At 72.6% G+C, this 12,420-nt stretch carries 9 protein-coding genes; 3 read left to right on the top strand and 6 right to left on the bottom strand.

Features of this window, described 5'->3' with window-relative positions; all coding sequences use genetic code 11:
• Positions 1–7: 7 nt before the first annotated feature.
• Positions 8–2,080 carry an alpha-galactosidase gene (locus ACZ6SA_RS35990; RefSeq protein ID WP_465833234.1) on the bottom strand — a complete coding sequence of 691 codons (2,073 nt, stop codon included), beginning with the start codon at positions 2,078–2,080 and terminating at the stop codon, positions 8–10.
• Between the two features lie 235 nt (positions 2,081–2,315).
• Here ACZ6SA_RS35990 and ACZ6SA_RS35985 point away from each other — a divergent pair, with 235 nt between their 5' ends.
• The gene (locus tag ACZ6SA_RS35985) at positions 2,316–3,203 is read left to right on the top strand and encodes a siderophore-interacting protein (RefSeq protein ID WP_347644572.1); all 888 of its coding nucleotides are present in this window, start codon (positions 2,316–2,318) and stop codon (positions 3,201–3,203) included.
• Between the two features lie 127 nt (positions 3,204–3,330).
• On the opposite strand, the gene ACZ6SA_RS35980 is transcribed toward ACZ6SA_RS35985, so the two are convergent.
• On the bottom strand, positions 3,331–4,338 hold the full coding sequence (locus ACZ6SA_RS35980) for a hypothetical protein (protein ID WP_465833231.1): 1,008 nt from the start codon (positions 4,336–4,338) through the stop codon (positions 3,331–3,333).
• A 614-nt stretch (positions 4,339–4,952) separates the two neighbouring features.
• Here ACZ6SA_RS35980 and ACZ6SA_RS35975 point away from each other — a divergent pair.
• A complete protein-coding gene (locus ACZ6SA_RS35975; RefSeq protein ID WP_347644574.1) occupies positions 4,953–5,279 on the top strand; it encodes an STAS domain-containing protein in 327 nt (108 codons plus the stop codon).
• A gap of 18 nt (positions 5,280–5,297) precedes the next feature.
• Here the strand turns inward: ACZ6SA_RS35975 and ACZ6SA_RS35970 are convergent, their stop codons facing one another.
• Positions 5,298–5,876 carry a TetR/AcrR family transcriptional regulator gene (locus tag ACZ6SA_RS35970; protein WP_465833229.1) on the bottom strand — a complete coding sequence of 193 codons (579 nt, stop codon included), beginning with the start codon at positions 5,874–5,876 and terminating at the stop codon, positions 5,298–5,300.
• 329 nt (positions 5,877–6,205) lie between these two features.
• Positions 6,206–7,873, bottom strand: a complete 1,668-nt coding sequence (locus tag ACZ6SA_RS35965; protein WP_347644576.1) for an ABC transporter ATP-binding protein — start codon at positions 7,871–7,873, stop codon at positions 6,206–6,208.
• Positions 7,874–8,387: 514 nt separating this feature from the next.
• On the opposite strand from ACZ6SA_RS35965, the gene ACZ6SA_RS35960 reads away from it, so the two are divergent.
• Positions 8,388–8,573 carry a hypothetical protein gene (locus tag ACZ6SA_RS35960; protein WP_465833226.1) on the top strand — a complete coding sequence of 62 codons (186 nt, stop codon included), beginning with the start codon at positions 8,388–8,390 and terminating at the stop codon, positions 8,571–8,573.
• 113 nt (positions 8,574–8,686) lie between these two features.
• Here ACZ6SA_RS35960 and ACZ6SA_RS35955 read toward each other — a convergent pair whose 3' ends face one another.
• Both ACZ6SA_RS35955 and ACZ6SA_RS35950 read right to left on the bottom strand, forming a co-directional pair.
• Complete coding sequence (locus ACZ6SA_RS35955) at positions 8,687–11,422, bottom strand: DEAD/DEAH box helicase (RefSeq protein WP_465833224.1); 2,736 nt, start codon at positions 11,420–11,422, stop codon at positions 8,687–8,689.
• Between the two features lie 98 nt (positions 11,423–11,520).
• The gene (locus ACZ6SA_RS35950; protein ID WP_465833222.1) at positions 11,521–12,408 is read right to left on the bottom strand and encodes a diacylglycerol/lipid kinase family protein; all 888 of its coding nucleotides are present in this window, start codon (positions 12,406–12,408) and stop codon (positions 11,521–11,523) included.
• Positions 12,409–12,420: the final 12 nt, after the last annotated feature.

Raw genomic sequence — 12,420 nt, 5'->3', positions numbered from 1 at the left:
CGCGCCTCTAGGCCCGCTCCACCTCGATGACCAGCGCCGACGCCGGCCGCAGCGTCGGCGCCGGCAGCCCGAGCTCGCCGAGCACCGAGCCCGGCAGCCGCACCGGGGCGGCGGTCCACCCGGGCAGCCCTGCCCCCTCGGGGAGCGGCCCGGCCACCCGCACGTCGTAGGTGGCCGCGGGGTCGAGGCCGGGCAGCCGCAGCGGGCCGGGCCCGGTGGTGAGCCGGGTGGTGAGCTGCACGAACGCGAACACCCCGCGCCCGGGCGTCACCACGCCGTGCAGCAGCGCCGACGGGTCGGGGTGGTCGGCCCGCACCACCCGGCCCGCGTGCAGCACCGGGCGCAGCCGCTTGTGCAGGGCGATCCACGTGGCCAGCTCCTGGAGCTCGGCCTCGCTCGCCGAGGTCAGGTCCCACTCGACGCCCATGTGCCCGAACAGCGCGGTGGCGGCCCGGAAGGCCAGCGGCAGCCGGCGGCCGGAGCCGTGGTCCTTCGGCGCGCCGACGTGGCAGCCCAGCCGCTCCGGCGGCACCAGCAGCCCGGTCCAGCGCTGGATGGCCTGCCGGTCGAGCGCGTCGTTGCTGTCGGAGGTCCACACCCGGTCGGTGCGGGCCAGGATGCCGTAGTCGACGCGCGCGCCGCCGGACGAGCACGACTCGATCTCCAGCCCCGGATGGCGGCGGCGCAGCTCGTCGATCAGCCGGTAGGCGGCCTCGGTCTGCGCGTGCACGCCCGGCGCTCCGTCGTGCACGGGCTCGGCGATGTCGCGGTTGTGGTCCCACTTGATGTAGTCGAGCGCGTACTCGCCGACCAGGGTGTCCAGCCGCTCCAGCAGGTACGCGTACGCCTGCGGCCTGGCGACGTCGAGGACCTGCTGGTTGCGCTGCGGCGGCGGCAGGCGTTCGGCCTGGCCGAGGATCCAGTCGGGATGCTCGCGGGCCAGGTCGGAGTCGGGGTTGACCATCTCGGGCTCGAACCAGAGCCCGAACTGCATGCCGAGTTTGCGCACCCGGTCGGCCAGCGGGTGCAGGCCGTCCGGCCACACGCCCTCGTCGACGTACCAGTCGCCGAGCCCGGCCCGGTCGTCGCGGCGGTGGCGGAACCAGCCGTCGTCGAGCACGAACCGCTCGATCCCGGCCGCCGCGGCCCGCTCGGCCAGTTCGAGCAGCCGGTCGAGGCCGTGGTCGAAGTAGGTGGCCTCCCAGTTGTTGAGGGTGACGGGCCGCACCGGCAGCGGGCCCTGCGCGCGCAGGTGGTCGTGCAGCCGTCCGCTCGCCTGGTCGAGCCCACCGCCCGACCAGGTGAAGAACACCCGGGGCGTGCGGTAGCTCTCCCCCTGCGCCAGCACGACCTCGCCGGGCTCGAGCAGCTCGCCCGCGGCCAGCAGCGCCGGGCCCTCGGGCAGGCGCTCGGCGTGGTGCAGGTGGTTGCCGCTCCAGCCCGCGTGCACCCCCCACACCTCGCCGGAACGGAAGCCGAACCCTTCGGTCCCGGCCACCAGCAGGCCGGTGCCGTCGTGCCCGGTGCGGCCCCGCCGGCTCTCCCTCGACCACACGCCGAACCCGAACGCCCGGCGCTGCGGCGCCTTCTCCATCGCCCACCGGCCGGTGAAGTCGAGCAGCTCCCCCGCCCGCGGCGGCACCGGCAGCGAGCAGGTCAGCCCCTCCAGCCGGTAGGGGGAGGCGGCGGTGTTGGTCACCGTGTGCCGCATCGTCACCAGGCCACGGGCGTCCATGGCCAGCTCGCTCTCCAGCGCGAGCCCGGCCCTGGCGTCGGAGGCCGCGACGGTCACCGTGCCGCCCGCTCCGGGGGTTGCCGTCACGTCGAGCCGGTCGAGGCTCCAGCGGACCGGCCAGTGCTCGCCGGCCCGGCCACCCGACAGGCCCGGCCTGCCGTACCAGCCGTCTCCCTGGGCGGGCAGCAGCGGCGGCGCGGGAGTCAGGGACGCCAGCACCGGCTCCAGCGCGGATCCGGCGACCGGCCCCAGGCCGGCGCCGAAGTGGAGCACCCGTGGCAGACCTGGACCGGAGCCGTCGAGCACCAGGGCGACGCCCGCGGCGGAAAGGATGTGGGGGGACACGTCGGCCTCCTCGGCTCGGGGGCAGGCGCGGGCCGGCGCCTTGAGGTTTCAGCGGTACGACGCTACCGGACGGCCTTTCGCCGCACCGCGACCGAGGGGCCTGGCGCGGGAGTTGCACGTCTTCCGCCATATACGGAAATATCCGGCGACCTTGCATCCACCTCCCCCGGCTGGCCATACCGCTTCCGATCCGTTAGGTTAGGCTCACCTAATTAAGATCGGAGAGTGCGCGGGGATGACCGAGCCGTATCGCATGTTCGACGTACGGGTGGACCGGCTCGAGCGGTTGAGCCCGTCCTTCCTCCGGGTCACCTTCAAGGGTGAGAACCTGCGCGTGTTCGCCGACAACGGCTACGACCAGCGGCTCAAGCTCATCCTGCCGCTGCCGGGGCACGGCCTGGCGCACCTGCCGACCGGCCCCGACTGGTACATGCGCTGGCGGGAGCTCGACGACGACAAGCGCAACCCGATGCGCACGTACACCGCCAGGCTGGTGCGCCCCGAGGCCGGCGAGGTCGACGTGGACGTGGTCATGCACCCCGACGGCGGCCCTGTCGCGCGGTGGGCGGAGAAGGTGCGCCCCGGCGACGTCGCGGCGCTCTTCGGCCCCGACGCGCGCTACGAGGGCACGCACGGAGGCCTGGAGTTCCGCCCGCCGACCGGCACCGGCTGCGTGCTGCTGGCCGGGGACGAGACCGCGGTGCCGGCGATCTGCGGCGTGCTGGAGCGGCTGCCCGCCGACCTGGCGGGCGAGGTGCTGATGGAAGTACCGGGAGAGGACGACTTCCTGCCGGTCGAGACGGCCGCCTCCGTCAAGGTGACCTGGCTGGCCAGGAACGGAGGTGAGCGCGGCGCGGACCTCGTCCCCGCCGTACGGGCCGCCGCCGGGCGCCTGCTGCCCCCGCTGCCCGTGCCCGACACCTTCGACGACGTCGACGTGGACGCCGAGGAGCTGTGGGAGGTGCCGCAGGAGGCGCCGCCGTACGGGCCGCTGTACGCGTGGCTGGCCGGCGAGGCGTCCGTCATCAGGACCCTGCGCCGGCACCTGGTCGCCGAACGCGGCATGGACCGGCGCGCGGTGGCCTTCATGGGCTACTGGCGCCAGGGCCGCGCCGAGAACTGACGGCACACCGTCCCGCCTCGTGCGACGCGCCTCCGGCGCCGCGCGCCGCGAAGGCCCGGCCCGCGCCCTCTGCCGCGGGCCCGCACGGCGGAGGGCGCCGGCGTCGGCGAAGCCCGTACAGGCCGGATCAGCGCAGCCCGGGCGAGCCCGTGCCGGCGAGCACGATGCGCAGGTCGTCCGGTGAGGGCGGCCGGGTCCAGGTCAGCCCGGGCCCGCCGGAGGCGATCAGGCGCGGCAGGACCTCGCGCAGCAGCGCCTCGGGGGTGGCGTCCGGCTGCTTGCCGCGAGCCTCCCGGTAGCGGTCGAGCACCCGGGCCAGATCCAGCATCATCGTGTTGACGCGCCCTCCCGGCGCGGGCGAAGCGCCGAGCGGTGGAGCGTCCGGCGCAGCTGGAGTGTCCGGCACGGCCGGAGCGTGCTGTCCGAGCGGAGCGTCCGCCACAGGCGGAGGGTCCGAGACAGGCGGAGGATCCGACACAGGCGGGGGATGCTGCCCGAGCGGAGCGTCCGACCCGAGCGGAGCGTCCGAGACGGGGGTTTCGTCCGTGCGGTCCTTGACCGCCGTCGTGGCCGGCCCGGCCGTCGCGGGCACCGGCCTGCCGTTGACGGGCGCCGGTTCCCCGGCCTGCGCGGCGGACGGCTCGCCGAGCACGGCCACCTGGAGCGCCCCCACCGTCTCGTCAGCCGACCGGCTCACGACGCCCGCGGCCCGCTCGCCGCACACGATGTCACGCACCGCCTCGGTGAAGCGCGCCCGGTCCATGCCGTCGACCTCACCGCTCAGCCAGCCGGGGCGCAGGTGCAGCACTCCAGGCCGCTCGGCTCCCGCCAGCCGGTCCATCAGCGCCGCCACCGTCTCCTGCGGGTCGTGCAGCGCGGCGTCCCCCCGGGCCGCGAACACGTCGGCGAGCAGGTGCAGCGAGATGAGCCGCGGCGGGTCGTACGTCGTGAGCACTCCCTGCTCGCCGGCGACGGCCAGGCGGTTGCCCGCGTCGTTGTAGGCCCGCAGGCCTTCCATGAACGCCGCCTGGGCCTCCGGCGTGAGCCGGAGCTCCCAGCCCCGCTTCCGCTCCACCTCGAACTGACCGGCGGCATCGCCACCGACGGTGTCCCTGCGGAGCCACCAGATCACCATGCCCACGACGATGGCGGCCGGCACTGCGATTGCGATCCACACTGTTCTGTACTTTCCCTCGTATCTTACCGAGGAGCAGCGTAGTGTGATCTTGCCTGTCAAATCATACAATTTCCCTAAATTTCGTCTGGTCGCCTCCGGCATGAGAACAGCACCCGGGTGGTCGGCGCCGTTCCACGGCGACAGGCCTCCGCGCGACACCGTTCGCCCCGCTCCCGCCCGTGGTCCGGCGAGCTCGCCCGCGCGGCCCCCGCCGCGGCCCGCACGGACGCCGGGCCGTGCGGGCCGTGGCGGGCCGTGGCGGGGGCCGCCTGCCACCGTCCCGGCGCGCTGAGCTGCCCGGCGACCCGCGGGACTTCGCCGGTCATCCTTCTCGGGGCCAAACGACGCTGAAGGGCAGGGAATCTTGCATCTGGTAACCGGAATTGTTTTCCTCGAGATTTCTCTTTTCCCCCGAAACCCCGCAAGTCCCCTGAACAAGCGGCGCCGGACCTGTACACTCCACCAGAAACACGCACGAAACTACGTGTAACACGAATACAGCATCCGGCGTGTACGGCAAGGGCGGGGTTCGCGCCACCTACGGGACGATTCCAGCCCTGGAGAGAACGCGGATGGACCCACTGCACCTGACCACCAGCCGCCACGACGGCACGGTGACCGTCAGCGTCTCCGGCGAGCTCGACATCGCCACCGCCGAGGTGCTCCGCGGGCGGCTGGCCCGGCTGCTGCGGGAGGCCGGTGCCCGCAACGGCACGTTTAACCTGGTCGTCGAGGTGAGCGGCCTGTCCTTCATCGACGCGGCCGGGCTCGGCGCCCTCGTCTCCGTCCGGAATCAGGCCATGAGCCAGGACACCCCGCTGCGCGTCACGGGCGCACCGCCCCCCATGAGACGGCTCCTGCGCATCACCGGCCTGGACGCGCACCTCACATCACCTTGACGTGCCCCGGCCAAGAGGTCAGCCGGGGGGCCGCATGCCGTCGCAGACCACCTCCGCCATCCGCACCGTGCCGTGCCTGGACCGCGCCCTCCGCTCGGCGACCAGGCATCCTCTCAGCAGGTCGGCCACGTCCTGGCCGGTCAGGCCCGGGCGTACCGCGCCGACCCGCTGGGCCCTGGCCAGCAGACGGTCGATCGCGGCGGCGAAGTCGTCCTCCAGCGTGGAACCCGGCCGTAAGGCCGGCCGGGGGCCTCCTCCCAGCATGTCGCAGAGCGCCTGGTTGGCCGCGGCCTCATCGACGACCTTCGCGAACCAGCCGAAGAACGCCCTGCCCGGGTCTTCGGAGGTGGCCAGCCCGCGCGCGTCGGCCAGGAACCTCTCGATCCGCCCCAGCAGCACCGCCTCGAACAGCGCCTCCTCGGTGGGGAAGTGCCGGTAGACGGTGCCGACCCCGAATCCGGCCCGCCGGGCGATCTCGTCGAAGGAGATCGTCAGCCCGTCTCCGGCCAGGGCCTCCCGCGCGATCTGCAGCACCCGCTCCCGGTGGCGCCGGGCGTCGGCGCGCAGCGGCCGGGCCGAGCTGTGGTCGTCGCCCATCAGACCCGGCGTGAGGACTGCCGCGCGACCCCGCGGGGACGCCGTCTCCCTGGCGGAGTTCCTGTGCTCGTGACGGGCAGGGCCCGGGTGTCGCCGGTCTCGGCATGGGGACGCGAGAAGCCGCTCCCACCAGGCACTGGAGGAGTCACGAGGGGAACCTGCCTTCGACGCGGGGAGAGTCTCTCCACGCGGTCGGGCGCGAGCGGAGAGAGCCTCGCGATTCTAGCGGGCGGCCGCTCCGGCGGCGAGCCGGGCCAGGAACCACGACACCCGCCCCGTAGGGCGGGTGTCGCGGGCCGGGGCAACCATCCGGCGGGTCAGAGAGGGGGTCAGCAGCGCACCGGGGAGCGGGTGCCGCGGGCGCCGACGCGCTTGAGCCGGATGCGCTCCGGCGCTCGCACCGGCTCCAGCTCCACCCTGCGCGCGCCTTCCGGCACGTGCCGCGGGTCGTGCGTGATCATCAGCGTCGTACGCCCTGCCATGAGGCGCCGCAGCGGCTGCATGATCTGCGCGGCCGTCGCGGCGTCCAGCCCGGTCATGGGCTCGTCCAGCACCAGCACGGGCGCGTCGCGCAGGATGGCCCTGGCGATCGCGATCCGCTGCCGCTGCCCGCCGGACAGGAGCCGTCCCCGCTGCCCCACCGGCGTGTCGTAGCCCTGGGGCAGCACCTTGACGAAGTCGTGCACGCCCGCTGCCTCGGCGGCCCTGATGACCTCGTCGAGCGAGGCGCCGGGCCGCCCGTAGGCGATGTTGTCGCGGACCGACCCCGAGAACATCAGCGTCTCCTGGTGCAGGATCGTGACGTTCTCGCGCAGCGACCGGCGCGTCAGGCCCCGGATGTCGGCGCCGTCCAGCAGGATGCGTCCGGCGTCCGGGTCGTAGAAGCGCAGCAGCAGCTTGGCCAGCGTCGACTTGCCCGATCCGCTGGGCCCGGCGATGACGACGACGTCGCCCGGCTCGGCGGTGAACGACACGTCCCGCAGGACCGGCCGCCCTCGTCCCGGGTAGGCGAAGCCCACCCGCTCGAACGCGATCCGCCCGCTGCTCCTGCCCGCGGGCACGGCGTCGGGAGCGTCGGTGACGGTGGCCCCGGTCCGCAGGATCTCGATGACCCGGTCGGACCCGGCCGCCGCCTCGGACACCGTCAGGGCCAGCTCTCCCAGCCCTTGCACGGCCGGGTACAGCATGGCCAGGTAGGCGGCGAAGGCGAGCAGGCCGCCGATGGTCAGCCGGCCGGCGGCGATCTCCCACGCGCCGAACCCGAGGATGACGATCAGGCAGACGGTCTCGATGACCTGCACGGCGGGGCCGTACAGGCCGGACAGCCAGGCCTGCGTCATGTTGGCGCGCAGCCAGTTGCGGCCCTCCCCGTGCAGGCGCCGCGACTCCGCGCCCTGCCGGTTGTACGCCTGCACGAGCGGCTGGTTGGCCAGCCCCTCCTCCAGGACGCTGTTCATGACGCCGTTGCTCTGGCGCTCGCGCGCCGCGGCGATCCTGAACTTGGCGGCGAACACCTTGGAGACCACCAGGAACGCCGGGATCAGGGCCATCGTGATCAGCGCGAGGTCCCACCGGATGAAGAAGGCGGCTCCCGCGAAGAAGATCACACTGGCGACCGTGGTGACGGCTTTGACCACACCCGATCCGACGAGTTCCTCGATGGCCTCGACGTCGTCGGTCAGGCGTGCCATCAGGTCGCCCAGCCGCCGCTTCTCCGAGAACTCCGGCGCGAGCGTCTGCAGGTGGGCGTAGACCCGGTCGCGCAACTTCAGCAGGAACCGTTCGGCGCCGAGCGCGGTGATGTACGTCCCGCCGAAGGACGCCGCACCCGCGATCGCGGCGAGGCCGAGCCAGGTGAATGCCGGAGTCCAGAAGGCCCCGAGTTCTTTGGTGGTGAGCACTTCATCGGTGATGTGACCGAACAGGCGGATCGCGGCGACCTCGCAGAGCGCGGCGACGATGGCGAGGACGACACCGGCCGCGAATAGGCGGCGCAATCCGCGAGTGTCCGGCCAGAACTGGCGGAATGTCCGGCGAATGGAAATCGCCGGAGCGAGCTCTCGGCCGGAGACAGAGAATGAGAGCCGGCGGCTCAGCCGCCGGCTCTCAGCGGGGCGGTTTACCACCCCCAGCCCCACCAGCGGCGACGACGGCATCCGCCGCACCAGCGGCGACGACGCCGCCTACGGCATCCCCATCCGAGCTGGTGGCCGACCTGTGTGAACTGCGTGCTAGCCATGATTCCTCCCCCGTTGGCTAACTTGCACAAAACGGACACTAGCACCCGAATTGCGATATAGCACGGCATATTCGCCATTTAAAAGAGACTTGACCGGAGAATCCCGGCGAGAACGGCACTTCGCATCGCCGTTAAATCTCATGTAAACGGGATAATGTCCTAGGAGAAGTCAGGCGAACGTCAAGGATGCTTCTGAGAACTGGTTCCAAGGAACAGGGGCGCCGATACTTTGGTTCGATGATCCGGCCGCCTCGACCTGCGATCGTCGAGGCATGGCAATCCTCGGTGTGCTCCTCATGATCCAGGGCTTCGGCGGCCTCATCGCCGACTTCGCCTTCGACCGTCACTTCGGCCTGCTGCACCTGGTGCTCGACGGCGCCGCGCTGACGGCCGCCAGCGTCGTCGCCGGCCTGCTCGGCCTGGCACTGACCGTGTTCGGCGGCCGCGCCGGGAAGTAGCCCGAAGAGGCAGCCCGAGAAACAGCCCGGGAAACAGCCCGGGGAACCAGCGCTGCGGAGCACTCCCTGACGCCCGCGCGCGGCTCGTACGGGGCTCGCGCGCGGGCGGGTGCTCAGGTGAGCGAGGAGTAGGCCACCACGCCGCGCCGCATGGCGTCCATGGCCTTGACCGACGTCTGCTTGATCTTGCTGCCCTGCGGCGCGGCGCTCCCCAGCTGGCCGAGCAGGTCCATCAGCTGCTTGACCCACCGTACGAAGTCGCCGGCGGCCAGTTCGTTGCCGTTGACGCCCTCCAGGAGCACCGCGTCGAGGCTGTGCCCCTTGGCCCAGCGGAACGCCGCCCACGCGAAGCCCATGTCGGGCTCCCTGATCGTGGACAGCCCGTGGTCGGACTCGATGGCCTCCAGCTCGCCCCACAACCGCGCCATCGAGGTCAGGGCGTCCTGGGCCCGTCCCGCGGGGATCTTGGGCCTGCGGGCGTCGTCGGCCGCCCGCGACTCGAACACGAGGGCCGACACGCACGCCGCCAGCTCGCTCGGGTCGAGCTCCTCCCACAACCCCATCCGCAGGCATTCGGCGGTGAGGAGGTCGAGCTCGGTGTAGATGCGGCCCAGCCGGCGGCCCTCGTCGGTGACGGCCTCGCCGTCGAGGTAGCCCAGCTGTTCCAGCACCGTGCAGATGCGGTCGAACGTGCGGGAGATGACGTGGGAGCGGCCTTCGACCCGGCGGCGCAAGCCTTCGGTCTCGCGCAGCAGCTTGTGGTAGCGCTCGGCCCAGCGCGCGTGGTCTTCGCGCTCGTCGCAGCCGTGGCAGGGGTGTTGCCGGATGCGCCGGCGCAGCTCGTTGACCTCGTCGTCCTCCACCGCGTGGTCGCGGACCCTGGGCGGCTTGCCCAGATCCCGGTCGCCGATCTTGGCCAGCAGCGTGGAGACCAGGTTGGCGCGCTCCTTGGGCGAGCGCCCGTTGAAGTTCTTCGGGATGCGCAGCTTCTCCAGCGGCTCGACCGGCACGGGGAAGTCGGCCGGGTCGAGCTTCTTGACCTGCTTGCCGATGGTCAGCACCAGCGGGCTGGGCCCGGTGCCGGCGGCGCGGCCGCGCGGGTTGCGGCCGGGGTCGAGCACGATCGCCAGGCCCGCCCGGCGCCCGCCGGGCACCCGGATCACGTCGCCCGGCTGCAGCGCCTCCAGCGACCGCACGGCGGCGGCGCGGCGGGCGGCGCCGCGCTGCCGTGACAGCTCGGCCTCGCGGTCGGACAGGCGGCGGCGCAGCGCGGCGTATTCGGGGAAGTCGCCCAGGTGGCACGTCATGGCCTCCTGGTAGCCCTCCAGCGCCTCCTCGTGCTTGCGCAGCTGCTTGGCCAGCCCCACGACCGCCCGGTCGGCCTGGAACTGCGCGAACGACTCCTCCAGCAGCGCGCGGGCACGCTCTCTGCCGAACTGGCCGACGAGGTTGACCGCCATGTTGTAGGAGGGCTGGAAGCTGGAGCGCAGGGGGTAGGTGCGGGTGCCGGCCAGGCCCGCCACCGACAGCGGGTCCATGCCGGGCTGCCACAACACCACGGCGTGGCCCTCGACGTCGATGCCGCGGCGCCCGGCCCGCCCGGTGAGCTGGGTGTATTCGCCGGGGGTGAGGTCGGCGTGGGTCTCGCCGTTCCACTTGTCGAGCTTTTCGATCACCACGCTGCGGGCCGGCATGTTGATGCCCAGGGCCAGCGTCTCGGTGGCGAACACGGCCTTGACGAGCCCGCGCGTGAACAGCTCCTCCACGACCTCCTTGAAGGCCGGCAGCATGCCCGCGTGGTGCGCGGCCAGGCCCCGCTCCAGGCAGTCGCGCCACTCGAGGTAGCCGAGCACCGCGAGATCCTCGTCGGGCAGGTGGGCGGTGCGCTCGTCGACGAGCTGCCTGATCTCGTGCCGCTCGCGCTCGGTGGTGAGCCGGATGCCGGCGTACAGGCACTGCTGCACGGCCGCGTCGCAGCCGGCGCGGGAGAAGATGAACGTGATCGCCGGCAGCAGCCCCTCGGCGTCGAGCTTCTCGATCACCTGCACCCGGTCGGGCGGGCGGGAGCGCTGCGGCCTGCCGTAGCCGCGCCTGCCCCGGCCCGCGGTCAGCCGCTCGGCGTCGCGCGTCACCCGCATCAGCGTGGGGTTGATGCGGGGCGTCAGGTCGTCGCTGACGAACATGTCGTAGACGCGGTTGCCGACCATCATGTGCTGCCACAGCGGCACCGGGCGGTGCTCGTCGACGATCACGGTGGTGTCGCCGCGCACCTCTCCCAGCCACTCGCCGAACTCCTCGGCGTTGCTGACGGTCGCCGACAGCGCCACCAGCCGGACCGACTCGGGCAGGTGGATGATGACCTCTTCCCACACCGCGCCGCGGAAGCGGTCGGCGAGGTAGTGGACCTCGTCCATCACGGCGAACCCGAGCCCGGCCAGCGTCGCCGAGCCGGCGTAGAGCATGTTGCGCAGCACCTCGGTGGTCATGACCACGATGGGCGCCTCGCCGTTGACGCTGTTGTCGCCGGTCAGCAGGCCCACCTTGGCGGTGCCGTAGCGCTTGACCAGGTCGTTGTACTTCTGGTTGGACAGCGCCTTGATGGGGGTGGTGTAGAAGCACTTGAGGCCCTGCTCCAGCGCCAGATGGACGGCGAACTCGCCGACGACCGTCTTGCCCGACCCCGTGGGGGCCGCCACCAGGACGCCGTCACCGGCCTCCAGAGCCCGGCAGGCGTCCAGCTGGAAGTCGTCCAGCGCGAAGTCGTAGAGGCCTCGGAACGATCTGAGAGCGGCCCCGTCGTCTCCGTGCTTCTGACGGAAGGCCGCATAGCGTTCCGCTGGCGTTGTCATACCGGCCAGCCTACCGAAATCGCCATTCCGGTCCGTCCCGCCGGGCTTGCGGGGAGGGCGCGCGGGCGCCCGGACCAGGCGCCTTTACTATGTAGATTTCATACGAGAACGCGTAACGCCCCAGGCCGGACCTCGCAGTGCACCGGCACCGGCCCCACCCGTTCGCCGTCGGCGTAGGCGACGACGTCCGGCGCCTCCAGCCGCACGCTGCGCGCCCGCCGGATCGACACGGCACGATGAGCCACGTGCGTGCCCCGGTAGACGCTGGGGAAGACCCGCAGGAACTCGGCCTTCGGCACGGCTTCCAGCATCACCACGTCCAGCAGCCCGTCGTCGGGGCTGGCGTCCGGCGACACCCGCATCCCCGCGCCGTACGAACGCGTGTTGGCGACGGCCACCAGCATGGCCTCCCGCTCGATCACCTCGTCCTCGTCGAGCGTGACGCGGAACGGGATGGGCCGGAAAGACCGCAGCTCGTCCACCATCGCCACGACGTATCGCAGCATCCCCGGCGGCCAGGTGAGCCGGTTGGCGCGCTCGTTGACCCGCGAGTCGAACCCGCAGCACATCACCCCGGCGAACAGCTCGTCCGCCGGCCCCGCCACGACGCGGGCGGCGTCGACGCGCCGCGCTCTCATCCGCAGCACGGTCCTGGCGGCGGCGACGGGGTTGCCGCACGGCACTCCGAGCGCCGCCGCGATGTCGTTGCCGGTGCCGGCGGGGATGATGCCGAGCGGCACGTCCGTGCCGGCCACGGCCTGTACGGCGAGGTGCACCAGGCCGTCGCCGCCGAAGGCCACGAGCGCGTCCGGGCGCTCGGCGACGGCGGTGCAGGCACGGTCGAGGGCGTCGCCGGCGTCGTCGCCGACGATCACCGACAGCTCGGCCCCGCCGGCGCGCAGGCGGCGCGCCACCGGCTCCAGCAGGCGCAGGGTGCGGCCGCCGCGCGCGGCGGGGTTGACGAGCAGGGCGAGTTGAGGGGACACGCCCGGAACTTA

This window comes from Nonomuraea sp. NPDC049378, assembly GCF_055586745.1.
The sequence above is the reverse complement of the archived record's forward strand: the minus strand, read 5'-3'. Positions and strand labels throughout refer to the sequence as shown.